This window comes from Egicoccus halophilus, from assembly GCF_004300825.1.
Classification (GTDB): Bacteria; Actinomycetota; Nitriliruptoria; order Nitriliruptorales; family Nitriliruptoraceae; genus Egicoccus; species Egicoccus halophilus.
Genome location: NZ_CP036250.1, coordinates 384,376 through 408,708, shown reverse-complemented (window position 1 = coordinate 408,708; position 24,333 = coordinate 384,376). Strand labels below are relative to the sequence as shown.

The following is a 24,333-nucleotide window of genomic DNA, read 5'->3' as shown; positions in this document are numbered from 1 at the left end:
GCGGGTGGGCGGGAACGGCGCACCGTAGGCTGTCCGGGTCGGCGGCAACAGACCCCGACCTTGCGGAACAGGAGCGGATCGTTGCGTCTGGACGCACTCGACCGGCGGATCGTTGCGTGGCTGTCGAGTGACGGCCGGGCCAGCTACCGCGAGATCGGCGACGACATCGGCCTGTCGGCCCCGGCGGTCAAGCGCCGGGTGGACCGCCTGCTCGACGCGGGCGTCATCGAGCGGTTCGCAGCGGTCATCGACCCCCGGGCCCTGGGTTGGGCCACCGAGGCCTTCATCGAGCTGTTCTGCGAGGGACGCACACCCCCGTCGCTGATCGGCACGGCCCTGTCGCGCTACCCCGAGGTCGTCGGCGCCTACACGATCACCGGGGATCCCGACGCCCTGGTGCACGTGCGCGCCAGCGACACGGCGCACCTCGAGGCCACGCTGGAACAGATCCGCAGCGAGCCGTTCGTCGCCCGCACCCGCTCCGTGCTGGTGCTCTCCCGGCTGCTCGAACGTCAACCACGCCCGACCGGACCCGGTAGCTGACCGCACGCGGGCGGTGGCGCCCGGCGGTCGAGACGTACCGGGACGTCACGGCGTGTCCCGGCGACGACGCGGGAGGGCGAAGCGTTCTGGGACGGGCCGGCCTCGCTCGCGGCGGGCGCACGCACGGGCGCGTCGCTCCGCGATCTCGAAATCCGCCAGATCAGCGAGCATGCGGGGGTGCATCATGGCTCCTTCGGTACCGTGAACACAAAGATCTCTTTGCGGTCCTCGCACCATACACTTCAAAGATTTCTTTGCAAACACATTTTTGCAAATAAATCTCCGCGTTTCCGAAGGGCGCCACCATGACTTTCCCGGCCAGCAGCTCCGACCGGAACCCGCCGCGCGCCGCCCCGCCCTCGTCCACGCGCGACCACGAGACCGCGATGCCCGAGGACCGGGTGCTCGACGGCGCGGCCCTGAAGGCACTGGCGCATCCCATCCGCTTCCAGATCGTCGAGCGGTTGATGGAGCAGGGTCCCGCCACGGCCAGCTCCCTCGCTCGGGAGCTGGGAGAGAACAGCGGCTCGACGAGCTACCACCTCCGCCAGCTCGCGGCGCAGGACCTGATCGAGGAGGCGACCGAGCTCGGGTCGCGACGCGACCGCTACTGGCGGGTGATGCCGGGAGGGTGGACGCTGGAGGGCTTCGAGCTCCTGCTGCGCGAAGACACGCGCGAGGACGCCTGGACCTACCTCGACGAGATCACCCGTACCCGGCTCGACGCCGTCCGACGCTGGCACCGCGAGGCACCGCGGTGGGGTGATGAGTGGGTGGGCCGCAGCCTCGAGATGACCGGCCGGTTCCGCCTCACCCCCGACGAGCTCGGCGCGCTCCGCGACGAGCTCGTCGCGGTGGTCGACCGCTACCGCGACCTGCAGACCGACCGCCGCGACGTCCCCGTCAGCGGGGACGAACCGTACGTGCCGGTCCGGATCCAGCTCGACGCCTGGCCGATCGGTGACCCACCGGCGACCGCGTCGGCGGCCGACGTCGAGGACCCGGACGAGGAGTGACGGTCAGCGTCGTCCCGCGGGCCGGCCGGCGACGTCGCGTCGGACCGCGTAGAGGTGCCGGTCCGCGGCCCGCAGCGCCTCGTCGGCCGTGGCGGCGTCGCTGAGCCGTGACCAGCCCACCGTGGCGGTGACGTGCACCAGGCTGCCGTCGTCCGTCCGCATCGGCCGCGCGACCGCCGCCGCAAGTTCGCCGGCGACCCGCTCGGCGACGCCCTCCTCCTCGGCCGAGGGACCCTGCAGCAGCACCACGAACTCGTCGCCGCCGAGCCGGTACGCCGTGGCGCCCTCGTCGAGCACGGACCAGACACCCGAGCCGACCCGCCGCAGCAGGTCGTCGCCGGCGCCGTGCCCGTGGCGGTCGTTGACCTGCTTGAACCCGACCAGGTCGAGGAAGAACAACAGACCGACCACCTCGGACGCGGCCATGGCCGCCTGCAGGTCCTCGACCAGGCTGGCGCGGTTGCGCAGGCCGGTCAGCTGGTCGTGCCGGGCGAGGTAGCGCAGCTGCGAGGTGGCCTCGACCTCGGAGGAGACGTCGTGTTGCACGCCCACGACATGGGTCAGCTGCCCCCGGTCGTCGAACACCGGTGCGAGGTGCACCTCGTTCCACCACGGCGTGCCGTCCCGGCGGTAGTTCACCACGCGCACCGTCACCGGCCGTCGCTGGGCGATCCCGGCCCGCATCCGGTCGATCGCCTCCGGTGCGGTGCCCACGCCCTGCAGGAAGCGACAGTTGCGGCCGAGCGCCTCTTGGACGCCGTACCCGGTGAGCCGCTCGAACGCCTCGTTGACGTACACCAGCGGCTGGTCGGGCCGTCGCGCGTCGGCGACCGTCACCCCGGCGGCGGTCGCGCCCAGCGCCCGCGCCAGCAGCGGGTAGTGCTCCGGCCCGAAGGTGTCGGGGACGACGAGCGGTGTCGCCTCGTCGTCGAGAACCACCGCGCCGGTCGCGGCGGAGATCACCGACTCGCTGCGCTCCACCTGGCGCAGGTCGGGCCAGATCCGTACCAGCAGGGAACGTGCCAGGTCCTGGACGATGTCGCGGTCGTAGGTGACGAGGTAGTCGAAGCGCCGCTGCTCCTCGGCGCACTGGTCACCGAGGTCGACGGCGACCAGCGCGCCGGCGAAGTGGGCCCCGATGACGACCACGTCCCACTCGCCCTCGAGCCGGTCACCGGCCTCGAGCAGACCACCACGCACACCGGCGGCGGGCTCGAAGGGCATCTCGACCCCGAAGGCGCCGACGAAGGCGCACACGTCGGCGAGGTCCCGGTAGCGCCGCGCGGAGTCCCCACCGAAGAACCGTGCGTGCTGGAAGGTGCCCAGGAGGATCGCCGTGTCCCCGGCCTCCTTGGCCTGCCGCTCGAGGTGCTTGCTGATCTGGATCAGCAACGGCTTGGTCGCCCGTCGCAGCTCGTGGTGCGGGTGCACCAGCTCGGCGGGCGTCTGCTGCGGGGCTGGGCGGGTGTCACCGCGCAACAGCTCGGTCAGATCGACGCGGGTCCGGCCGGCGAGGTCGGGTTCGGCCTCGGGTCGGCCGTGCAGCCACCCCTGCGAGAAGGTGGCGCCGAGGGAGCGGGCGAACTGCAGCTGTGCCTCGGTCTCGACGCCCTCGGCCAGGATGCGCATGCCCGAGCGTTCCGCCTCGGCCTGCACGGCCGTCGCGATCGCGGCGGTGTGCCGGTCCGGCTGGTCCTGCACCAGGCGCAGATCGAGCTTCACCAGGTCGGGCTGGACGATCGGGAGCAGCGCGAGACTGCGTGGGTCGGCGCCGACGTCGTCGAGCGCCACGGCCCAACCGCGCCGGCGCGCCAGCGCCACGGTGTGCAGCAGGTCCGCCGGTCGGGCGAGCAGGGCCCGCTCCGTCAGCTCGACGACCACCAGGGCGTCGGGCACCGGTTCCTCGGCCAGGCTGCGGGCACTGTCGAGGGTGCGGGGCTCGACGTTGACGAACAGTCCCATCCCGGCGCCGAAACCGACGCGGGCGGCGTTGGCGAACGCGGTCCGCAGACAGGCGGTGTCGAGCTCGGCGAGCAGACGCTCCTCGCCGGCGGCGGCGAACAGCCGGTCGGGCCGCTCGAGCGGTGAGCCCGCGGGGCCGCGGGTCAGGGCCTCGTAGGCGACGACCGCACCCGTGCGCAGATCGACGATCGGCTGGAACGCGGTCCGCAGCCCGCCCTGGGCGAGGATCTGTTGCAGTTCGGTGGCCATGCCTTGCATCCTCACGGCAGCACGGGTCGCGCGTCACCGGTCGGCCGTCCAACGGCGCAGTCAAGCGGCGATGGTGGACTAGCGGCGGCGAACCTCGTCGAACAGGACGCTGACGCTCTCCCGCCGGGCGATGCGCCGGATCGCCTCGCCGAACAGTTCCGCCACGCCGACCACGGTGATGCGGGCCCGGGCGTCGTCGTCGGGATCACGCTCGATGGTGTCGGTGACGTAGAGCCGGTCGATGGCGCTCTCGGCCAGGCGGTCCAGCGCGGCGCCACGCAGCAGGCTGTGGCTGACGGCCGCGGCGACCGAGGCCGCGCCGCGCTCGCGCAGGACCCGGGCGGCGTCGAACAGCGTGCCGCCGGAGATGGTGAAGTCGTCGACGATCAACGCGCGCCGGCCGCGGACGTCACCGATGAGGTCGAGCACCTCGGCCAGCTCGCGGTGGTCCACCCGCTGCTTGTCGGCGATCGCCAGCGGGGCGCCCAGCCGGCTGGCGTACTGGCGGGCCTTCTTGGCGAAGCCGGCGTCGGGCGAGACCACCACCAGCTCGTCGGTGCCCTCGGCGGCGATCGCGTCGCACAGCACCGGCATGGCGTACAGGTCGTCGACCGGGATGCGGAAGAAGCCCTGGACCTGGGGTGCGTGCAGATCCATCACCACGACCCGGTCGGCACCGGCGGCCTCGATCGCGTCGGCGCAGACCCGCGCCCGGATCGAGACGCGCGGTTCGTCCTTCTTGTCGCCCTTGGCGTAGCTGAAGTAGGGCATGACCACCGTCACCGAGGCGGCGCTGGCGCGCTTGAGCGCGTCGATCCAGAACAGCAGCTCCATGAAGTGGTCGTTGGCCGGCGGCCCGGTGCCCTGGACGAGGAACACGTCGCGTCCACGCACGCTCTCGGGCACCCGGACGAAGGTGTTGCCCTCCGAGAAGTGCAGTGCCTCGCCGTACAGCAGCGGGTGATCGAGGTAGGCGGCGATGGCGCCGGCCAGCTGCCGGTTCGCCGATCCGGAGAGCAGGACGATGTCGAGCGGCTCGGTCATGGGGCGACCCTACCCGTCCACGAGCTCGTGCCGGCTCACATCGGGGTCGGCATGCCGCCGGCCCCGCCACCGCCGGGTGCGCCGCCGGAGCCGCGGGCGAGGTTGGCGAACTTGGTCAGGTGGTTGAGGAACGCGAGCTTGACCACGCCGGTGGCACCGTTGCGGTGCTTGGCGACGATCAGCTCCGCGATGCCCTTGTCCGGGCTGTCCTCGTCGTACACCTCGTCGCGGTAGATGAAGCTCACGATGTCGGCGTCCTGCTCGATGCTTCCGCTCTCGCGGAGGTCGGCGAGCTGGGGGCGCTTGTCGGTGCGCGACTCGGGCTGGCGGGACAGCTGCGAGAGCGCCATCACGGGGACGTCGAGCTCCTTGGCGAGCATCTTCATCCCACGCGAGATCTCGGAGACCTCCTGCTGGCGCGAGTCGGTCCTCTTGTGCGACTGCATCAGCTGCAGATAGTCGACGATGACCAGGTCCAGGCCGTGTTTCTGCTTGAGCCGGCGACACTTGGCCCGGATCTCCATCAGCGAGATCGAGGGGGTGTCGTCGATGAACAGCGGCGCCTCGGACAGGGCACCGAGCGCGTCGCCGAGCTTGCGCCAGTCGGTGTCCTCGAGCCGGCCCGTGCGCAGCTTCGACGAGTCGATGCGCGCCTCGGAGGACAGCATGCGGTTGACGATCTCGAGCTTGCTCATCTCCAGGCTGAAGATGATCGCCGGGCGACGCAGCTTCACCGTCACGAACTGCGCGATCCCGAGGCTGAGGCTCGACTTCCCCATGGCCGGTCGAGCCGCCAGGATGATGAGGTTCTGGGGTTGCAGGCCGGCGGTGAGGCGGTCGAGGTCGTCGAACCCGGTGGACAGCCCGGTGACCTCGGAGTTCTGCTCGGCCAGCTTCTCGATCTGCTCGAACGACTCGTTGAGCAGGTCGCCGAGCTTGGCGTAGTCGGCGGTGGTCGACGACTGGGCGACGTCGTAGATGATCGACTCGGCGCGGTCGACGACCGTCTCGGCGTCCTCGGTGGCCTCGTAGCCGAGCTTGGCGACCTCGGTGCCGGCGTCGATCAACCGCCGCAGCAGTGCCCGCTCGCGCACGATGCGGGCGTAGTAGGCGGCGTTGGCCGCCGTGGGCACCGCGACCGTCAGGTCGTGCAGCGCCGCCGGCCCCCCGACCTCGTCGAGGCGGTCCCGACGGGCGAGCCACTCGGTCAGCGTGACCGTGTCGATCGGTTCGCCGGCGGCCAGCAGGTCACGGACGCCCTCGAAGACCGTCCGGTGCGCGTTGCGGTAGAAGTGCTCGGGCTCGAGCACCTCGATGGCCTCGCTGGCCGCGTTGCGCGACAGCAGGGCGGCCCCGAGCACGGAGACCTCGGCCTCCAACGAGTGCGGCGGGACGCGGTCGTAACCGCGTCCCGCCGACCCGTTGCTCCGGACGTTGGCGCTCCGGGGGTTCGCCGGGGCCGGGGGTGCGTCCTCGAGTGGTCCGCTCGGCGGCGGCGGGAACCCGCTCATCGCCGGGCGCGCCCGAGGACGCACGGTACGCGTCCTTCGACGGCGACCACCTCGTGCACCCTCCTGCCCCTGGTGGAGCCCCTGATCAGACGTCGTCCTCGTCGGCGCCACCCTCGACGACCGTGGCTGCGCCCTCGGTCGCGTCGGGCGCCGCCTCGGCCTCGGCCTCGGTCTGCTCCTGCTGCTGCTCGAAGTCGGCAGCCGCCTCGAGCGCCTGCTCGGTGAGCACCTCGACGTCGGTGTCGGTGTCGGTGGAGGCCGCCACGTCGGCCGCGGCGGCCTCCACGGCCTCCGCGTCGATGATGGCGCCGTCACGCAGGCTGATGCGCCCCTCGGCGTCGACGACCTCGACGGTCACGTTGGCGGTGACCTGCGGGTGGACGCGGACCGGCACCTCGTAGCTGCCGATGGCCTTGATGGTGCCGCGCAGTTCGATGCGCTTGCGCTCGATGTCGTGCCCACGCTCGCGCAGCACCCGCTGCACGTCGTTGGCGCTCACCGAGCCGTAGAGGTTGCCGCGCTCGTCGACGCGGGCCTCGATGCGCAGCGCCCGCGACTCGAGCACCTCCCGCGACGCCTGCGCCGAGCCGAGGGTCTTGGACTCCTTGGCCTTGCGCGAGCGGGTGAGGGCCTCGGCCTGCTTCATGGCGCCCTTGGTCGCCAGGATGGCGAGCCCACGGGGCAGCAGGAAGTTGCGGCCGTAGCCGTCCGCGACCTCGACGACGTCGCCGGCGAGCCCGAGGTTGTCGACCTCGTCCTTCAGGATGACCTTCATCGGACGCTCCTCAGCGGTTCGAGTACGGGATCAGCGCCATCTCGCGGGCGTTCTTGATCGCCCCGGACAGCTGTGCCTGGTGCTGAGCGCACACGCCCGACGTCCGGCGGGCCTTGATCTTGGCGCGCTCGTTGAGGAACGGCTTGAGCAGCGACAGGTCCTTGTAGTCGACGTACTCGATGCCCTGGATGCAGACCGGACAGGGCTTGTCCTTGCGGGGCTTACGTGCCTTCTTGGGCTTGGGAGGCATGGAGTTCTCCTCGAAGGCCCGGCGCTCGGCGCGCGCGGGCGAAGGTCCATCGGTCGGGAACAGTCGAATCGACCCGGCCGCGAAGATGGAGACACACGGCAGCACAGGTCGTCTGCCCACAGGCAGAAGGCGCGAGCGTACCAGCGTTCGGCGGGGCTGGCGAGGTCGGCGGCATCCGTCGGTGGACGACGCGGGCGCCGTGCCATCCTGCCCGCCGACACCCCGCGCCGAAGGAGGCCACCGTGACCACGCCGAGGCAGCTCGAGGACGCCATCCGCGCGACGGCCGGCGGGGACGCCGAGGCCCTGGCGGTGCTGGCCGGGGCGTTGCTGGACGCCCACCTGGTCGTCCCGGTGCGCGACGACGGGCAGGGCGGGGCCTCGCTCGTGACGCTGCAGCGCGACGGTGCGCCCTACGTGCCGGCCTGGACGCGACCGGAGCTGGCCGCCGCCGCCGTCCCTCCCGGCCAGCCGACGACGCGCGTGCCGGTGCGCACGCTGGTCGAGGCCTGGAATCCGCAGGTGGCGCTCGCCCTCAACCCCGGCGCCCAGCCGGCCGGCTGGCTCGACGGCAGCGGCGTCGTGGCGTTGGGTGACGACCGTCGCGTGCCGGTGCCGGCCGACACGGCGGTCCGCGTCGGCGAACCGGCCGACGAGCCGGTCGACTTCCTCGCGGCCGTGGCGCGTGCGCTCGCGCACGATCCGCTGGTCGTCCGCGCCCACCGGGCCCAGGTCCACTTCGGCGCGTCCGGCGAGGTCCCCCACCTGCTGCTCGCGCTGGTGGTCGACGGCGACCAGGACCTCGCCGACGCACGCGCGGCGGCGCTGGCCGGCTCGCTGCCCGACGGCCACGACGGGCCGGTCGACGTGATCGGCCTGTCGGCGACGGCACCGCGGGAGCCGTTGGCCGAGGAGGTCCTCGGCCTGCCTCCCTTCCACGTCCGGCCGTGAGCCGGGCGTGGCGACCGCGTCACCGGCCCGGAACACGAATCACCCCCCGGACAGGCGAAGACCCGACCGGGGGGTGCGCACGCGGTGCGCTCGTGGGATCAGAACGGCACGTCGTCGTCGGACGGCGGGGGCGGGGCGAAGTCGTTGCTGGAACCGCCGCCACCACCCGAACCGCTGGTGCGGGACACCTGGGCGCGGGCCCAGCGCAGGCTCGGTGCGATCTCGTCGGCCTCGATCTCCGTGACCCAGACCGTCTGTCCCTGCTGGTTCTCGTAGCTGCGCACGCGCACGCGACCGATCACGATCACGCGGTCGCCCTTGTGCAGCGACTCGGCCGCGTTCTCGGCCAGGTCACGCCAGCAGTTGACGTTGAGGTAGGTCGTCTCCTCCTGCTGCTGACCCGACCGGTCGGTGTACCGGCGGTTGGAGGCGACGCGCAGCGTGGACACGGCGGCCCCGCCGCCGGTGAAGCGCAGTTCCGGGTCATCGGTGAGGTTGCCGATGAAGGTGATGAAGTTGCTCTCGAACGCCACGGTGGGCTCCTCGCGTCGAGCGTCGGATCGTCAGGGTCGCGTGAGCGGACGCGGGCCCCGCGGATCAGGCGCTGGCGCGGACCCGGATCTCCGGGCGGACCGTCTTGAAGCGGACGATGTCGTCCGAGATCTTCAGCAGACGCTCGAGCTCGGCGACGGCCTCCGAGGTGCCCTCGAAGTCCAGGACGCCGTAGTAGCCGAAGTCGCGCTTGTTGATCTCGTAGGCGAGCTTGCGGCGGCCCCACCAGGCCTCGTCGAGCAGCGTCCCGCCCTGCTGGGCGAGGATGTCCTTGGCCCGGTCGAAGGCGGCGACCGCAGCCTCTTCCTCGAGCGTGTCGGTGACGATGATCATCATCTCGTAGCGGCGCACTCTCGCACCTCCCGTGGTCTGGTTCGCCGTCGCCGGGTGGCGCGGCCGATGCCGCCGACCGGTCCCCTGCGGGTCCGGCTGGCGGCGGGGTGGCTCCCACGGACGTGGCCGCGTCCGCGACGACGGCCACCGATGGGAGCAGGGGTGCTGCCTGGGAACGACGCCGAACGCCGTTCGCGCCGACGCGCAACAGCGCACGCCGGACACAGACGTTGGCACGGTACCGGACACCCCGTCCGCTCACAACCGGGCACGCTAGGCGGTCGGTGGGACCCCGGCCCGCTCGGATGCGGCGGCGCTGTGGATGTCAGTCCACGTCGACCCAGTCGAGGGTCCGCTCCACGGCCTTGCGCCACCGGGCATGCCCCTCGGTGCGCTGCTGCTCGTCCCAGGTCGGCTGCCAGCGACGGTCCTCGTTCCAGTTCGCCCGCAGCTCGTCGGTGTCGCGCCAGAAACCGACCGCGAGCCCGGCGGCGTACGCCGCACCGAGCGCGGTGGTCTCGGTCACCGCCGGCCGACTGACCGGCACCCCGAGCACGTCGGCCTGGATCTGCATGCACAGGTCGTTGGCGGTCACGCCGCCGTCGACCCTGAGCACCTCGAGGGGGACCCCGGCGTCCTGCTCCATCGCGTCGGCGACGTCCTTGGACTGGTAGCAGATCGCCTCCAGGGTGGCGCGCGCGAGATGGGCGTTGGTGTGGAAGCGCGACAGGCCGACGATCGCGCCGCGGGCGTCCGAGCGCCAGTAGGGCGCGAACAGACCCGAGAAGGCAGGGACGAACACGATGCCGCCGGCGTCGGGCACCTGGCGGGCGAGCGACTCCGACTCCGAGGCACCGCTGATGATGCCGAGCTGGTCGCGCAGCCACTGCACCGCCGAGCCGGTCACCGCGATCGAGCCCTCGAGCGCGTAGACCGGCTCCTGGTCGCCGAAGCGGTAACAGACGGTCGTCAACAGGCCCGCCTCGGAGCGCACGAGCTCCGTGCCGGTGTTGAGCAGCAGGAAGTTGCCCGTGCCGTAGGTGTTCTTGGCCTCGCCGGGGGCGAAGCAGACCTGACCGACCATCGCGGCCTGTTGGTCGCCCAGCGCTCCGGTCAGCGGCACCTCGCCGTCGAGGGGCCCGTTGGCCCGCGTGACCCCGTAGCCCGACGGGTCCGAGGAGGGGCGGATCTCGGGCAGCATCGCGCGCGGCACGCCGAACAGCGCCAGCAGCTCGTCGTCCCAGTCCAGCGTCTCGAGGTCCATCAGCATGGTGCGCGAGGCGTTGGTCACGTCGGTGACGTGGATGCCGCCGTCGGTGCCGCCGGTCAGGTGCCACAGCAGCCACGAGTCGGTCGTGCCGAACAGCGCGTCGCCGCGCTCGGCGTCCGCGCGCAGGCCGTCGACGTGCTCGAGCAGCCACTGGATCTTGCCGCCGGCGAAGTAGGTGGCCGGCGGCAGGCCGGCCCGACGGCGGATCAGCTCGCCGTGACCCTCGCGCTCCAGCCGGGAGGCGATCCGGTCGGTGCGGGTGTCCTGCCACACGATCGCGTTGGCGTAGGGCCGGCCGGTCCGCCGGTTCCAGACGACCGTGGTCTCGCGCTGGTTGGTGATCCCGAGCGCGGCGAGGTCCCCGCCCGACAGCCCCAACCGGTTGAGCGTGGTGCGCAGGACCGCGGAGGTGCGCTCCCAGATCTCGACCGGGTTGTGCTCGACCCAGCCGGCCTGCGGCAGGATCTGCTCGTGCTCGAGCTGGTGTCGCCCCACCTCGTTGCCGTCGTGGTCGAACACCAGGAAGCGGGTCGAGGTCGTGCCCTGGTCGACCGCTCCGACGAACTCTGCCATGTCGCTGCCTCCTCGAGGTGGGGCACACCGTAGGCGGGCACGCGCTCCGGTCGTAGGCGGGCACGCGCTCCGGTCGTCGGCGGGCACGCGCTCCGGTCGTCGGCGGCGGCCGTGGACAGGCCGACGCCCTAGCCGACGCCCTGGCCGACGGCCCGGCTCGCCAGACCGGCCACGCCGGCACCGAGCAGCGGTCCGACGATCGGCACCCAGGCGTAGCCCCAGTCGCTGCCACCCTTGCGCGGGATGGGCAGCACGGCGTGCGCGACCCGGGGCCCGAGGTCGCGGGCCGGATTGATGGCGTACCCGGTCGGTCCGCCCAGTCCGGCGCCGATGCCGACGACGAGCAGCGCGACGGGCAACGGTCCGAGCTCGTGCGGGGTGTTGCCGAACACCAGCACGACGTAGACGAGCACGAAGGTGGCGACGATTTCGGTGACGAGGTTGCGTGGCAGGTTGCGGATGGCCGGTTCGGTGGCGAACACCCCGAGCACCCCCTGCGGGCGACGGGTGGCCGCGAAGTGGTCGCGGTAGACCAGCCAGGCCACGGCCGCTCCGAGAAACGCGCCCAGCACCTCGGCGGCGAGGTACACGACCGTCGCCACCATGGTGACCGGCACCCCGTCGGCGTACTCCTGCGCGCCGCTGGCGAGCAGGCCGAAGGTGATGGCCGGGTTGAGGTGGGCGCCGGACGCGAACCCGACGAACACCGCCACGAACACGGCGATGCCCCAGCCGAACACCACCAGCGGGTAGCCGCCGTCGTCCGCCTCGCCCTTCGTCCGGGCCAGGGTCACGTTGGCCACGACCCCGGTCCCGAGCAGCATCAGGACCCCGGTCGCGAGCACCTCCGAGACGAACACGGTCGTCAGCGGTGTGGGCACCGGGCGGCTTTCGTCGGGTCGTGGCGGACGCCGAGCCTAGGCAGCCGGCGCCTCGGCGCCGCGCGTCGCGGCCGGCCATGGTGCCTCGTCCGCCGCGGTCCGCAGACGCTGCTCCAACGCGTCGGTGGCCGACGGACGGCCGAGCAGGAAGCCCTGCACCCAGGCGCAGCCGCTGCGCACGACCGCCGCGAGCTGCCCGGGGGTCTCCACGCCCTCGGCGACCGCGCGCAGGCCCAGGCTGCCGGCGAGCGCGACGATCGCCGTCAACAACGCCTCGCTGGTGGGGTCGACGTCGAGGGAGGCCACGAACGAACGGTCGATCTTGAGCACGTCGAAGGGCAGCTCCCGCAATCGCGCCAGCGAGGAGTGCCCGGTTCCGAAGTCGTCCATCGCGAGCGGCGTCCCCAGCGCGCGCACCGACTCCAGCGTGCCGAGGACCCGCTGCGGATCCCCGGCCACGGCGTCCTCGGTGATCTCCAGCGTCACCACCGTCGGCGGCAGCGCGTGGCGTGCCAGCACGGCGGCGAGCTCGTCGACCAGCTCGGGACGGTGCAGCTGCGAGGTGCGGACGTTGACCGTGACCCGCAGGTCGTCGGCGCCGGGCACCGTGTCGCGCCAGACGCGGACCTGACGGCAGGCCTCCTCGAGCACCCAGCGACCCACCGCGTGGATCGCCCCGCAGCGCTCGGCGACGGGCAGCACGTCCCCCGGTCCGAGCAGACCCTCGTCGGGGTGCTCCCAGCGCAGCAGCGCCTCGACCGACACCACCCGTCCGGTGGCCACCTCGACGATGGGCTGGTAGTGCAGCACCAGCTCGTCGCGCGCGAGGGCCCGCCACAGCTCCTCGGCGCGGTCGGAGACGTCTCCGACGACCGCGGTGCGGTTGCGGCCGCGCTCCTTGGCCGCGTACAGGGCCGTGTCGGCGCGCTTGAGGATCAGCGACTGCGTGTCCCCCGGCTGCCACGCCGCCAGTCCGGCGGAGCAGCGGACCAGTTCGGGCACCGCCCCACGGATCCCGTCGACGACCCGGCGGGCCTCGCCGAGCCCGACCCCGCCGAGCACCACCACGAACTCGTCGCCGCCGAGCCGGGCCAGGGCCGTACCGGGCGGCAGCAACCGTTGCCAGGCCCGGACGCACGCCACCAGGGTGGCGTCGCCCTGGGCGTGTCCCAGCGTGTCGTTGAGCCGCTTGAAGTCGTCGAGGTCGAGCAACGCCACCGACAGGGGACGCACGCGGCCGTCCGACAGCTCCACGGCCGTCGCCAGCGCCCGCTCCAGACCGCGCCGGTTGAGGGCACCCGTGAGCTCGTCGACCTCCGTGCGGGCCCGGCTGCGGGCCAGCGCGTGACTGATCGCGGCGACGGCCCCGCCGACGCTGGCGAGCATGACCACCTCGACGTCGAGTGGTTGCCGCAGCGTGTGCAGGACCCCGCCGAGCAGCACCATCGCGAACAGGCCGTGACCGAGCGCGGCCACGATCGAGAAGAAGAAGCCGGCGTAGAGGGCCACGAAGCACAACAGGGTCGCGTACGCCATGGCCGGTGTGCCCACCCCGGCGAACCGCACGGCACCGCACACCATCGAGGTGCAGACCAGCAGCGCCGGGTGGTAGGCCCACGCGGGGACGTGTTCCCAGCCGCGCAGCAGCGCGACGGTGGCGGTCAGGGCCAGCACCCCGACGACGGTCATGGCACCCGGCCGGGCGACCCGGTCGACACCGACGGCCAGCGCCGTGAGCCCCGACACCCCGCCGACGGCCAACATCGAGGCCAGGGCGAGCCCCCGTTCGCGCTGTCCGTTGAGCGGCGCCGGACGCAGCACGACCTCGCCCAGCCGGCGCGAGCGCGCACGGCGACGCGGACGGCCGACGAGGGAGGGCATGGCTCGGGTCCCGGTGGGATGGTCCGGTGACCATCGGCGCGAGCGCGGGCCGGTCGAGGGCCCGCGCGAGGACCGCCCACCACGGCGCCCGGCGCCGGTCGCCGCCCGCTGTCCGCCCGGTCCGTGCGCGCCACCGCGGGCGGTGACTGCAGCGCCCGCGTCGCTGTGTCAGGCTGGGGGTCGAGGTTCCGGACGGGAGGAGAACCGATGAAGCGAGGCTCGACACGTGGGTGGACCATCGCGATGGTCCTCGGTGGCATGACCGTCGGCGCCACCGCCGCCGCGGCACAGGGACCGATCTACGTCCGCCCGGGTGCACCGGGCGAGCCGACCCAGCGGATCTCGGCCGCCGAGGTCACGGTGCCGAGGTCCGGTCCGTACACCCATCACGAAGTGCACTTCGTGCAACACATGATGGTCCACCACGGGCAGGCCGTGACGATGAGTGCGCTGGCCGTCGACCGTGCGCAGGACCAGCGGGTCGTCAACCTCGCCCGCCGCATCGACATCGCCCAGGCGGGCGAACTCCACCAGATGACGCAGTGGCTGCGCATCCGCGGGCACGAGGTGCCCGACCACACCGACCCGACGGGTCACGAGAACATGCCGGGCATGGTCTCGCCGGAGGACATGGCCCGGCTCGAGGCCGCCAGCGGCGCCGAGTTCGACCGGTTGTTCCTCGAGCTGATGATCCAACACCACCACGGTGCGCTCCAGATGGTGGAGGAGCTCGAGGCCATGGTGCCCGTGCTCGAGGCCAACATCTCCGTGCTCGCGCTGGAGATCGTCGACATCCAGTACGCGGAGATCGTGTTCATGGAGCGGCTGCTGGAGGACCTGGACGACTGAGCGCCGTCGCGCGCGACCGCCTCCCGGGCGCCACCGCGCACGCCGCACGGGAAGGGCCCCGGACCGATCGGTCCGGGGCCCTTCCGTGGGGTGGTTCCGTCGTTCACGACCGCGGCGTCAGCTCCACCAGCTCGTAGTGGAACAGCTCCAGCGCCCGGGCGAGGATCGAGCCCATCTGCCCGCGCTGCACCGGCTGACCGGGAGCGAAGGTGGTGCGCGTCGTGCCGTACACGAGGCCGGCCGCGTGCGCGGCGTCGATGTCCCGCACGTGACGGTTGGCCGACGAGACGTCCGTGAACGGACTCCGCGGCGCCGCCAGGTCCTCGTCGAGGATCAGTTCGACGGCCCGGACCACCAACGCGGCCGTCTGCGCCCGGGTCACCGGGGCACCGGGCGTGAAGGTGGTCTCGGTGGTACCGGCGACGACCCCGAGTTCGGCCAGCTGGTTGATGGACTCCTCGTGACGAGTCCCGTCGTCGTCGTTGAACGCGTCCGGCGGCGACGCCGGCAGCTCGACACCGGCGGTCTCGAGCGTGCGGGCGACGAAAGCGGCCATCTGGTCGCGACGCACGTTCGCGCCGAACCCGAAGTTGCCGTTCTCGTAGCCCTGGGCGATGCCGTAGCCGGCGACGCAGCCGACGGCCGCGGCGTGGACACCGGCGGTGTCACCGAAGGTGACCGGGTCCACCCCCGCGCACGCGCTGCGGTCGGCGTCGGTGATCATCGTCTGGCTCTGGGCGGTGTGCTCACGCAGACGCACCGCGGCGGCCTGGGCGAGCTCCTCCTCCGACAGGTACTCGCTCGGGATCAGCTCGAGCACGTCGAGGCCCCGGGCGATCTCGCTGCCGTAGATGTAGCCGTTGTAGTAGTAGGCCGACCAGAACCCGCTGAGCACCAGCTGGTCCTCGTCGAGCGGCCCGCGGTCGAAGAACGCGATCTCGAACGGCTCGTGCGGATCCGTGAAGTCCATCACGGAGATGCCGCCCTGGTACCAGGCCTGGACCTTGATGTCACGGCCCGGCACCGGGAGCAGGTTGCCGTTGTGGGCGACGCAGTTCTCCTGCATCGTCTGGTTGTTCGGGATCTTGTAGTAGCTCGCGAACTCCATGCGCGGACCGTCGGCGGTGTCGTGGATCTCGAAGATCGCGTTCGCCCCGTCGTTCTCGTCCACGGTCGGGACGCACGTCGGCGCGACGCCGCCGCCCAGCTCGTCGGTGAAGACGACCGTCGTGCCGTCGTTGTTGAACGTCGCCGAGTGCCAGTAGGCGAAGTGCTCGGTGTCCTCGACGGCGTCGACCCGGACCGGGTTGGCCGGGTCGGTGATGTCGATCAGCAGGCCGTTGCCCTCACAGGCGCCGGCCGCGAGGCCGATCTCCGGGTAGGCGGTGATGTCGTGGCACGCGTCGGTCTGCCCGCGCAGGCCGACCGGGTTGCCGGTCTCCTCGTCGGCGAACAGCCGCGGCTCGTTGACGATCTCGGCCTGCTCGGGGTTGGCGACCGGGACCTGGATGACCTCGATCTGGTAGCGGTCGGTCAGCGTGTCCGCGTCGAAGTCCTCGGGGTTGCTCGACGGCACCGTGCGGCCGTTGACCTCCACCGTCGGACCGACGTGGCACTCGAGCCCCTCCGGCGAGTCGCCGCGCACGCCACTGGTGCCGTTGACGTAGACGTAGACGTTGCCCGGGTCGTCGAGGTCCTCGACGACGGTGTGCGTGTGCGATCCGCGACAGGTCTGGACCGCCGCCACCTGCACGGGGCTGGTGATGTCACTGATGTCGAACACGCGGACACCGCGGAGCTCCTCGCCCCCCGACGCCAGCGGCTGACAGTCGACGGTGCCGAGCTGCTGTACGGAGACGAACATCAGGTTGCCGTTGACCGAGACGTCCCCCTGCCCACCGGGGCAGGCGACCGCGGTCCTCAGGCTCGGTGACCGGGGGTTGGAGATGTCCCAGATCTGCACACCGGCATAGCTGCCGACGAAGGCGTGGTGGCCGCTGAAGGCCATGTCGGAGTTGACGTAGGCGAAGTCGCCGAGGTTGTTCGGGTTGATGAAGCCCGGCGGACGCTCGCGGTTGGCGAGATGCTCCATGTTCCAGATGGCCGTCTCGGCGTCCTGGTACCCGCCGCCGAGGCCCTCCCGTGGATCCGGTTCGGCCGTCTGGGCCGAGGCGCCGGCCGCGGGCAGTACCAGCCCGACCGCGGCGGCGATGGCGATCGCGATCCGCGATCGCCGTGGTGGTGTCGTTGACATCCTCGCTCCCCTCTCGTCGTTCACCGGCTCGTTCCCGATCTCCCAGGAGCCGGCGTCGTGGGAACGGCCGACCCTAGTTGCCTCGTCCGGTCGGACGTAGTGCCACCAGGCCGGGTGGACGCTGGTCGGCCGGCCAGTTCCCATTCCGCGCGCGACGGTGGGGCGTCGCCGCTTCAGGCCAGACCGTGCTCGATCGCGTAGCGGACCAGCTCCTGGCGGCGGTTGATCTGCAGCTTGGCGAGGATGTTGCGTACGTGGTTCTCGACCGTCTTCGGCGCGATGTGCAGCCGCTCGCCCACCTCGCGGTAGGCATAGCCGCGCGCGACGTGCTGCAGCACCTCCCGCTCGCGCTCGGTGAGCGGGTCGGCGCCCGTGGCCTGTCTGGCCAGGCGCCGGAACTCGCCCAGCACGAGCATGGCCAGCGACGGTGAGAACACCGGCTCACCGGCCGCGGCCCGACGCAGCGCGTCGCGGAGCTCGCCCGCCGGCGTGGCCTTGGTGAGGTAGCCGACGGCCCCGGCCGCGACGGCGTCGAGGAGGTCGCGCTCCTGTTCGCTGACGGTCAACATCACGATGCGGGTCCGCGGGGCACAGGCCCGCACGACCGCCAGGCCGCCGCCGCCGGGCATCTGCAGGTCGCACACGACGAGGTCGGGCGCGAGCTCGCGGATGCCGGCGATGGCGCTGTCGGCGTCGGACGCCTCGCCGACGACCTCGAACCCCCGGCCGAGGTCGGCCCGGACACCGTCGCGCCACACCGGGTGGTCGTCGACGAGCACCACGCGGATCGGCGGCCGCACCGTGCTCGCCTGCTGTTGCACCTCGGTCCCCTGGTGTCCGCTCGCCCTCGCAGCCTACGCCGGCACCCGGAGGCGGACCTCGGTGCCCCGGCCGGGAGCGCTGTCCACCTCGACGTCGCCGCCGACCTCCTCGATCCGGCCGGTGATGGAGCGCGACCATCCGACGCCGGGAACGACCCGGGCGGGATCGAAGCCGGCGCCGTCGTCGCGGACCGAGCAGAACAACCGCCCGTCGTGCGGTTCGAGGTAGACCACGACCGTCGAGGCAGCGGCATGCCTGCCCGCGTTGGTGAGCGCTTCGCCGACGGCGCCGACCAGCGCCGCGCGGACCGGTCCGGTGAGCGCCGGCAGGTCGTCGGGCGCGAGCACCTGCACCCGCAGCCCGTGCGCCGCCTCGACCCGCGCTCCTGCGGCGCGCAGCTCCTCCACCAGCTCGCGCGCGGGGGTGTCGACGGGGGTGCCGAACAGCAGTCGGCGCAGGTCACGGTCCTGCTCGCGCGCCATCGCCGTCAGCACCGGGTCGTCGCTGCGGCGCTCCACCAGCGCCAGTGTCTGCAGCACCCCGTCGTGCAGGCGTCGGGCGACGTGTTCACGTGCGTGGGCCCGTGCCAGTTCCCGTTCGGCCGCGGTGATACGCCGTTCGCCCGCACGGATCAGCCGCATCGCGTGGCCGCCGACGCCGCCGGCCAGGGCGTAGAGCACCGTGGTCGTGACCAGCGACAGCAGCCACACCGGTTCGAGGCCCGACGGCACCACCTCGACCGGCGGCGGCGCGGCTGCGGCGAGCGAGGACACCGCCCGTCCTGCGCCCAGCACGACGCCGGTCGCCGCACCCACGCCCGGACCGAACGCGACGCCGGCCGAGAGCACGGCGGCGATCGGCCAGGCGACACCCAGGGGCTGCTCCCCCGTGAACACGTGTGGCGCCCGGTAGACGACGCCGTCGGCCACCTGCAGCGCCAACGCCGTACCCACCTCGACGCCGACGACGTGCGACGAACACAGGCGTGCCGGGTCGCGGCGCAGCAGCCGCGTCGCCCACACCGTGACGGCGAAGGCGACCCCCACGAGCAGGACCGCGGCGAGCGGTCGCTCCAGGGCGCGACGTGCCAGCAGCAGCACGAGCGCCATCCACGTCCACGCGAGCCAGCGGAACACCGCCAGCCCGCGCAGCACCGAGCGCTCCACCACGACGCCTAGTGGAAGCGGGCCAGGAAGTAGCGCTTCTTGCCGACGCGGACCACGAGCGTGCGTTCGCTGGCCAGGTCGTCCGGACCGACCGACGACCGCGCGTCCTCGACGACGGCATTGTTGACGCGCACCGCGCCCTGCTGCACCAGGCGCCGCGCCTCGCCGTTGGACGCGGCGGCACCCACCTCGGTGAGCAGCTCGAGCAGGCCGAGCCCCTCGTCGAGCCGGGTGCGGGTCAGCACCACCGACGGTGCCTCCTCGAACGCCGCCGAGAGGGTCGCGTCGTCCAGACCGGCAAACGGCTCGTCGCCGAACAGCACGCCGGTGGCGCGCTCGGCGGCCTCGACCCCCGCGTCGCCGTGGACGACCCGGGTGGCCTCACGGGCCAGGACCCGGTGCGCCACCCGCCTGGCCGGGTCGTCGCCGTGCTGCCGCTCGAGGTCGGCGATCTCGTCGACCTCCACGAACGTGAACAGCTTCAGGAAGCGGATCACGTCCGCGTCGGGGACGTTGAGGAACCACTGGTAGTAGGCGTAGGGCGAGGTCAGCTCCGGGTCGAGCCAGATCGCCGTGCCGTCCGACTTGGAGAACTTCCGTCCGTCCGAGCGGGTGATCAGCGGCCACACCATCCCGAAGACGGGGATGCCGTGCAGCCGCCGGGTCAGGTCGACGCCGGCGGTGATGTTGCCCCACTGGTCCGACCCGCCGCCCTGCAGCCGGCAGCCGTACTGCTGGGCGAGCACGCTGAAGTCGTAGGCCTGCAGCAGCTGGTAGCTGAACTCGGTGTAGCTGATGCCCTGTTCGCGTTCGGTGAGGCGCTTGCGCACCGATTCGCGGGCGATCATCTGGTTGACCGAGAAGAACTTGCCGACGTCGCGCAGGAAGGCGAGCGCCGAGAGCTCCCTGGTCCACTCGAAGTTGTCGACCAACTGCCCGTTGCCGTCCTCGAAGCCGATCGCCCGGTCGAGTTGGGTCCGGATGCCGGCGAGGTTGCGCTCCAGGGCGTCGTCGTCGAGCAGTTCCCGTTCCGCGTCGCGGAACGACGGGTCGCCGATGCGGCCGGTCGCCCCGCCCGCCAGCGCCAGCGGCCGGTGGCCGAGTCGCTTGAGGTGCGCCATCGCCATGATGCCGACCAGGTGGCCGATGTGCAGCGACGCCGCCGTCGGGTCGAACCCGACGTAGAAGGTCACCGGCCCGGCGTCGAACAGCTCGCGCAGGCCCTGCTCGTCGGTCACGTCCTGGACGAAACCCCGTTCCCGCAGCACGTCGAGGGCGTTGCGGTCCCCCGACGGCGACGGCACGGCCGCCGGTGGTGGGTCGAGGTCGGGCGCGGGACTGGGATGGGGCGTCTGGTCACTCATGCGGTGAACGGTAGCGGCACGCTCCCACGCGGGTCAGCGCCAGTGGTCGAGCCGGCCGCGCAGGTCCGCCGGGGGTGTGACGGCCGGGACCTCGCCCGCCGGCAGCCAGTCGGGCATGCCGTCGGCCCACACGTAGGTGTCGGGCCGCACGGTGCCGTGCAGCACCAACCGCCGCATCGTGTCGAGGTCCAGCGGCCCGTGCTGGTCCTCGCCCTGCAGGTGGTACCACCGGGCGGGCTCGTCCACGTTGCCTGGCTCCTGCGCGGCGTCGTCGGGTCGTCGGCCGCTCACGCTATCCGCTCGACCGCGACGCGACGGTCGCCAGGGGCGGGTCGGCCGCGACCCGCCCCTGGCGTCGGCCCGGTCGGTCAGACCAGCCGGCGTCGGACGCCGAAGCCGAGGGCTCCGGCCACGCCGAACGCGCCGAGCGCCACGGTCAGCTTGCGCGGCAGCGACCCGTCGCCGTCGTCGTCCCCGGCCCCGGCGATCTGGAACTGGTAGACGCCGCTCGCCGTCGCGCCGTCGACCGTGCCGTAGAGCAGGCCCTCGCCGTCGGCACCCCGGGCGTCGATCGCCTTGATGGTGTTGTAGAGCAACGAGGAACCGGCCGACGCGTCGCTGACGCCCTCGATCAGCTTCTGCATGCCCGCCTCGGACAGCTGCACCGTGCCGTCGGCGACCTGCTGGCCGCCGTCGGCGGCCGCACCGAGTCCCTCGGCGAGCTGGCCGGCACCGTCCCCGGCGTCGCCGAGCCCGTCGGCGAGCTGGTTCGCGCCGTCGTCGAGCTGTACCAGACCGTCGGCGAGCTGGTTGGCCCCGCCGGCGGCGCGTCCCGCGCCGCCGGCCAGCTGTCGCCCGCCGTCGGCGAGCTGCCCGAGCCCGTCGACCAGGCTGCCGGAGCCGCTCGCCGCCGTCCCGGCGCCGGCCGCCAGGCGACGGCCACCGTCGTCGAGCTGCCCGAGGCCGGCCCGCAGGTCGCGACCACCACCGGCCGCCGCGTTGGCCCCCGTGTCGAGCTCACCGACCCCGGCCGCGAGCTGACCCGCACCGTCCGCCAGCGGCGCCGTGCCCTCGCGACGTAGCTGCGCCGCGCCGGCCGCCAGGCTCGCCGTGCCGTTCGCGAGCGCGTTCGCGCCGCCCAGCAGCGTCGGGTTGCGGCTCGGGTCGTCGGACGTGGAGCCCAGGCCCTGGTTGACACCCTGGAGCGCCGAGCCCAGCCCGGTCCCGAGCTCGTCGAGGCCACCGTCGACCAGGCGCAGGGCCTGGCGCAGGCCGCAGGGCTGCCTGCCCTGCGCCGCCGTGCCGGTGCAGGTCGGGTTGGCACCCGGACCCGACTGGAACGCGGCGGGATTGTCGAGGCCGACCATCAGCCGGGCCACGCCGTTGCGCAGCGTGTCGGCCGTCGCCGGATCCCCGATCCCGGCCTCGAGCGCCGCGACGCCACCGCGGATCTGCGCGATGCCGTCGCGCAGGGTGCCGGCCGCCTGCGGGTCGCGGATGCCGGCGACCAGCGCGTCCGCGCCGTCCGCGATGCCGCCCGCGCCGGCCGCCAGCTGCGCCAACCCGTTGAGGGCCGTGCCGGTGCGGTCCGGCGCACCGATGCCGGCGATCACGCCCTGCACCGCCTGCGATGCGCGGGGATCCTCGAGCAGGGGCAGGATCGCCTCGAGCGTGTCCCGGGCGGTGACGAGCTCACCGCTGAGCTGCCCGGCACCGGCCGCCAGGCGTCCGGCGCCCTGCTTGATCCCGCACGGGTTGGCGGGGTCCTGCGGACGGGTCGGGTCGCAGGCCGGGTTGTCGAGCCCGCCGGCGATGCGCACCGCACCGGCGTCGAGCCGGGCGGCGCCGTCGTCGAGCTGCGGCAGCGCCTGCGCCAGGTCGCCGAGTCCGCCGTCGAGTCGGGCCAGCCCCTGCAGCAGCGAGTCGGGCGTGGCGGTCGAGCCGATCCCGGCGTCGGCCTTGGCGACGCCCGCGCGCAGCTCGTCCACCCCGGCCATCGCCTTCGGCAGCCCGCTGGGCGCGTTGAGCTGCGCCCGCAGCTGTCCGAGGCCCTGCAGCAGGTTGCTCGCGCCGCCCTGCAACTGCTGGCTGCCGGCCACGAGGTCGCCGGTACGGGCGTGCAGCGTCGCGGCGCCCTCGGCCAGGCCGATCGCGCCGGCCTTCAGCTGCCCCGAGCCGGCCGCGATCGCGTCCAGGCCGTCGCCGAGCGTGCCGGCGCCACCACGGGCCTGCGACAGTCCACCGCTGAGCTCCCCGGCACCGTCGGCCAGCTCACCCAGGCCGCGGCGCAGGTCACCGGCGCCCTGCTCGGCGGTGCCGAGACCGGCGGCCAGCGTGCCGGCTCCCGCGTCGAGCTCGTTGAGCCCGTTGGCGAGCTCGCGGCTGCCGCCACGGGCCGTGCCGGTCCCGTCGGCGAGCCGGCGCGCCCCGGGGACGGCGGTGTCGGCGAGCCCGGCGGCGAGCTGGTCGGCGCCGTCGCCGAGCTGCTGGAGCCCGTCGAGCAGCTGCGCCGCACCGTCGGCCAACAGCTGGACGTTGCCGTCGATGAGCACGCCGTTGACGGTCAGGGTCCGGGTCGACTCGACCGCGCCCTTGTAGGACTCGGCGGTCGAACGCAGCGAGGCGAACGAGCGCGAGTCGACCGGCAGCACCTGGGCCACCGCGTCGGGCACGACCGCGTCGGTGACGTGGGCGGTGTAGCTGACCGTCTGCTCCTCGCTGCCGAGCGGGGAGAACAGCAGCAGCGACCACTGCACGACCGTCGAGCCCCGCCCGTCACCGGCGACGGACGCGCCGGGCGCCGCGACGTCGACGAACCGTCCGTCGAGGGTGGTCGAGAGCGACCCGACCATGGGTACGGAGACGTCGACCGTCTCGGTCAGGCTGCGCTGCCGGCCGTCGAAGTAGCGCACCTCGGTCGGTTCGGCGGTGTGGTTGCGCACGGTGTAGCTGACCGTGACCTCACCGGTGCGTCCGACGAGGTCGTCCGGCTCGATCGGTTCCCCGTCGAGCGTGTAGCCGACCTCGACCGTGACCGGCAGGTCGGCGGTGTTGTCGGCGACCGTGCGGGCGGCGGCACCCTCGGGGCTCGCGGCGAGCCGGTGCACGACCTGGTCCCCCTCGACGCGTGGCTTGCCGAAGCCGTCGAGGTTGCGCAGCCCGCGGGTTGACTGGCCCGGCAGCACGACCTCGACCTCGCCGTCCCCGGCGACGGTCAGCTGGGTGAACACCCGCGAGCTGCGGACCTCGCCGGTGGGTGACAGCTCCGTGAGCACCGACTGCCGGTGGGTGACGTCCGCCGCCGAGCCCGACTGGGCCAGGGCGGGGAGGCTGGCGGGAACGGCCACGACGCTGGCGACGAGCCCGAGGGTGACCAGGCGACGGCTGCTCATCGGGCCACCTCCGCGTCGGCGACGGGCACGGCGGCGCCGGGGTTCGGCACGCGGGCGGGGACGAGGTCGAGCAACGAGGCGGCGGCCACACCGACGCCGGTCGCGACCAGCACGGTGGCCAGGGCGACCGGCGCCTCGGCCAGGAAGGCCGTCGGGCGCGCCGCGTACATCGGCTCGTAGAAGGCCGAGAACGCCGCGTAGCCCGCCAGACCGGCCCACAACGGCACCCGGTCGGCGGACACCACCGCGACCGCGGTCAGCACCACCACGGCCAGGGCGAGCACGACCGCCCGGGCGCTGGGAACGGCGGGCAGGAGGCCGGCGGTGACGGCCATCGCGGCGAACGCCGTGAACAGTCCGAGCACGTAGCCGGCCGTGCGCCCGAAGCTGACCCGGCCGGCGGCCAGGCCGATCGCGACGGCCAGCAGGACCGGCCACAGCGACGGGATGCCGAGCGCACCACCGACGACCGCGACCACGGCCCCCAGCAGCACGACCACGGCACCGCTCAGTACGGTGCGTGTCACTCGAGTCGTCTCCCTGCCCACGGCACGCCGACGTCGTTCCCCCACGACGTGCACCTGTCACGGCGCGCCTCCCCGACGGCCGGACCGGCTCCCAGCCGGTCGGCGGGATGATCCGGTGTCGAGGTGACCAGACGCCATGCCCCAGAAGGACCATCTTTGCGGCCCCTGG

General features: G+C 73.0%; 21 protein-coding genes. 4 read left to right on the top strand and 17 right to left on the bottom strand.

All coding sequences use genetic code 11. The features are described from left to right. Positions 1-81: 81 nt before the first annotated feature. Together ELR47_RS01910 and ELR47_RS01905 are read left to right on the top strand one after the other, a co-directional pair. Positions 82-543, top strand: coding sequence for an Lrp/AsnC family transcriptional regulator (locus ELR47_RS01910; RefSeq protein WP_130648353.1), 462 nt, complete (start codon positions 82-84; stop codon positions 541-543). A 386-nt stretch (positions 544-929) separates the two neighbouring features. After that, positions 930-1,559, top strand: a complete 630-nt coding sequence (locus ELR47_RS01905) for an ArsR/SmtB family transcription factor (RefSeq protein WP_130648352.1) — start codon at positions 930-932, stop codon at positions 1,557-1,559. Positions 1,560-1,562: 3 nt separating this feature from the next. Here ELR47_RS01905 and ELR47_RS01900 read toward each other — a convergent pair whose 3' ends face one another. The 5 genes from ELR47_RS01900 to rpsR all read right to left on the bottom strand — a co-directional run bounded on the left by ELR47_RS01900 (position 1,563) and on the right by rpsR (position 7,350). After that, a complete protein-coding gene (locus ELR47_RS01900) occupies positions 1,563-3,770 on the bottom strand; it encodes an EAL domain-containing protein (RefSeq protein WP_165403791.1) in 2,208 nt (735 codons plus the stop codon). Between the two features lie 78 nt (positions 3,771-3,848). Then, positions 3,849-4,814, bottom strand: coding sequence for a ribose-phosphate diphosphokinase (locus ELR47_RS01895; protein WP_130648350.1), 966 nt, complete (start codon positions 4,812-4,814; stop codon positions 3,849-3,851). 35 nt (positions 4,815-4,849) lie between these two features. After that, complete coding sequence (gene dnaB / locus ELR47_RS01890) at positions 4,850-6,175, bottom strand: replicative DNA helicase (RefSeq protein WP_205745392.1); 1,326 nt, start codon at positions 6,173-6,175, stop codon at positions 4,850-4,852. Positions 6,176-6,410: 235 nt separating this feature from the next. Then, the gene (rplI, locus tag ELR47_RS01885) at positions 6,411-7,100 is read right to left on the bottom strand and encodes a 50S ribosomal protein L9 (protein ID WP_130648349.1); all 690 of its coding nucleotides are present in this window, start codon (positions 7,098-7,100) and stop codon (positions 6,411-6,413) included. Between the two features lie 10 nt (positions 7,101-7,110). Further along, positions 7,111-7,350, bottom strand: a complete 240-nt coding sequence (gene rpsR / locus ELR47_RS01880) for a 30S ribosomal protein S18 (protein ID WP_130648348.1) — start codon at positions 7,348-7,350, stop codon at positions 7,111-7,113. Between the two features lie 242 nt (positions 7,351-7,592). Between rpsR and ELR47_RS01875 the strand changes: the two genes are divergently transcribed. After that, positions 7,593-8,300, top strand: a complete 708-nt coding sequence (locus ELR47_RS01875; RefSeq protein WP_165403790.1) for an enhanced serine sensitivity protein SseB C-terminal domain-containing protein — start codon at positions 7,593-7,595, stop codon at positions 8,298-8,300. Positions 8,301-8,398: 98 nt separating this feature from the next. On the opposite strand, the gene ssb is transcribed toward ELR47_RS01875, so the two are convergent. The 5 genes from ssb to ELR47_RS01850 form a co-directional block, all read right to left on the bottom strand. Beyond that, positions 8,399-8,833: a single-stranded DNA-binding protein gene (gene ssb, locus ELR47_RS01870; RefSeq protein WP_130648346.1), complete on the bottom strand. Its 435-nt coding sequence runs from the start codon at positions 8,831-8,833 to the stop codon at positions 8,399-8,401. A 64-nt stretch (positions 8,834-8,897) separates the two neighbouring features. Beyond that, positions 8,898-9,203 carry a 30S ribosomal protein S6 gene (gene rpsF / locus ELR47_RS01865; RefSeq protein WP_130648345.1) on the bottom strand — a complete coding sequence of 102 codons (306 nt, stop codon included), beginning with the start codon at positions 9,201-9,203 and terminating at the stop codon, positions 8,898-8,900. Positions 9,204-9,510: 307 nt separating this feature from the next. Beyond that, complete coding sequence (glpK, locus tag ELR47_RS01860) at positions 9,511-11,028, bottom strand: glycerol kinase GlpK (protein ID WP_130648344.1); 1,518 nt, start codon at positions 11,026-11,028, stop codon at positions 9,511-9,513. A 128-nt stretch (positions 11,029-11,156) separates the two neighbouring features. Next, a complete protein-coding gene (locus ELR47_RS01855) occupies positions 11,157-11,909 on the bottom strand; it encodes an MIP/aquaporin family protein (protein WP_229730432.1) in 753 nt (250 codons plus the stop codon). 36 nt (positions 11,910-11,945) lie between these two features. Then, positions 11,946-13,790 (bottom strand): putative bifunctional diguanylate cyclase/phosphodiesterase, encoded by a 1,845-nt coding sequence (locus ELR47_RS01850; RefSeq protein WP_130648343.1) that lies wholly within the window; start codon positions 13,788-13,790, stop codon positions 11,946-11,948. A gap of 207 nt (positions 13,791-13,997) precedes the next feature. On the opposite strand from ELR47_RS01850, the gene ELR47_RS01845 reads away from it, so the two are divergent. After that, positions 13,998-14,639 carry a DUF305 domain-containing protein gene (locus ELR47_RS01845; RefSeq protein ID WP_130648342.1) on the top strand — a complete coding sequence of 214 codons (642 nt, stop codon included), beginning with the start codon at positions 13,998-14,000 and terminating at the stop codon, positions 14,637-14,639. 103 nt (positions 14,640-14,742) lie between these two features. On the opposite strand, the gene ELR47_RS01840 is transcribed toward ELR47_RS01845, so the two are convergent. From ELR47_RS01840 to ELR47_RS01810, 7 genes are all read right to left on the bottom strand, one after another. After that, complete coding sequence (locus ELR47_RS01840) at positions 14,743-16,893, bottom strand: S-layer homology domain-containing protein (protein ID WP_130648341.1); 2,151 nt, start codon at positions 16,891-16,893, stop codon at positions 14,743-14,745. A 173-nt stretch (positions 16,894-17,066) separates the two neighbouring features. Continuing rightward, on the bottom strand, positions 17,067-17,714 hold the full coding sequence (locus tag ELR47_RS01835) for a response regulator (RefSeq protein WP_205745391.1): 648 nt from the start codon (positions 17,712-17,714) through the stop codon (positions 17,067-17,069). Between the two features lie 33 nt (positions 17,715-17,747). Next, complete coding sequence (locus ELR47_RS01830) at positions 17,748-18,881, bottom strand: sensor histidine kinase (RefSeq protein WP_130648340.1); 1,134 nt, start codon at positions 18,879-18,881, stop codon at positions 17,748-17,750. 8 nt (positions 18,882-18,889) lie between these two features. Beyond that, positions 18,890-20,245 (bottom strand): tyrosine--tRNA ligase, encoded by a 1,356-nt coding sequence (tyrS, locus tag ELR47_RS01825; protein ID WP_130648339.1) that lies wholly within the window; start codon positions 20,243-20,245, stop codon positions 18,890-18,892. A gap of 33 nt (positions 20,246-20,278) precedes the next feature. Continuing rightward, entirely contained in the window at positions 20,279-20,491 is a 213-nt protein-coding gene (locus tag ELR47_RS18105) for a DUF4339 domain-containing protein (protein WP_165403789.1), read from the bottom strand. Positions 20,492-20,613: 122 nt separating this feature from the next. Further along, positions 20,614-23,637, bottom strand: a complete 3,024-nt coding sequence (locus ELR47_RS01815) for a hypothetical protein (RefSeq protein WP_130648337.1) — start codon at positions 23,635-23,637, stop codon at positions 20,614-20,616. Next, positions 23,634-24,164 carry a hypothetical protein gene (locus ELR47_RS01810; protein WP_130648336.1) on the bottom strand — a complete coding sequence of 177 codons (531 nt, stop codon included), beginning with the start codon at positions 24,162-24,164 and terminating at the stop codon, positions 23,634-23,636. Before ELR47_RS01810 ends, ELR47_RS01815 begins: the two co-directional genes overlap by 4 nt. Positions 24,165-24,333 lie beyond the last annotated feature (169 nt).

Coding starts and splice junctions, on each gene's coding strand:
- ELR47_RS01895 (WP_130648350.1), bottom strand. CDS start 4,814: ATGACCGAGCCGCTCGACATCGTCCTGCTCTCCGGATCGGCGAACCGG.
- glpK (WP_130648344.1), bottom strand. CDS start 11,028: ATGGCAGAGTTCGTCGGAGCGGTCGACCAGGGCACGACCTCGACCCGC.
- ELR47_RS01850 (WP_130648343.1), bottom strand. CDS start 13,790: ATGCCCTCCCTCGTCGGCCGTCCGCGTCGCCGTGCGCGCTCGCGCCGG.
- ELR47_RS01900 (WP_165403791.1), bottom strand. CDS start 3,770: ATGGCCACCGAACTGCAACAGATCCTCGCCCAGGGCGGGCTGCGGACC.
- rplI (WP_130648349.1), bottom strand. CDS start 7,100: ATGAAGGTCATCCTGAAGGACGAGGTCGACAACCTCGGGCTCGCCGGC.
- tyrS (WP_130648339.1), bottom strand. CDS start 20,245: ATGAGTGACCAGACGCCCCATCCCAGTCCCGCGCCCGACCTCGACCCA.
- ELR47_RS01840 (WP_130648341.1), bottom strand. CDS start 16,893: ATGTCAACGACACCACCACGGCGATCGCGGATCGCGATCGCCATCGCC.
- ELR47_RS01845 (WP_130648342.1), top strand. CDS start 13,998: ATGAAGCGAGGCTCGACACGTGGGTGGACCATCGCGATGGTCCTCGGT.
- ELR47_RS01815 (WP_130648337.1), bottom strand. CDS start 23,637: ATGAGCAGCCGTCGCCTGGTCACCCTCGGGCTCGTCGCCAGCGTCGTG.
- rpsR (WP_130648348.1), bottom strand. CDS start 7,350: ATGCCTCCCAAGCCCAAGAAGGCACGTAAGCCCCGCAAGGACAAGCCC.
- ELR47_RS01905 (WP_130648352.1), top strand. CDS start 930: ATGCCCGAGGACCGGGTGCTCGACGGCGCGGCCCTGAAGGCACTGGCG.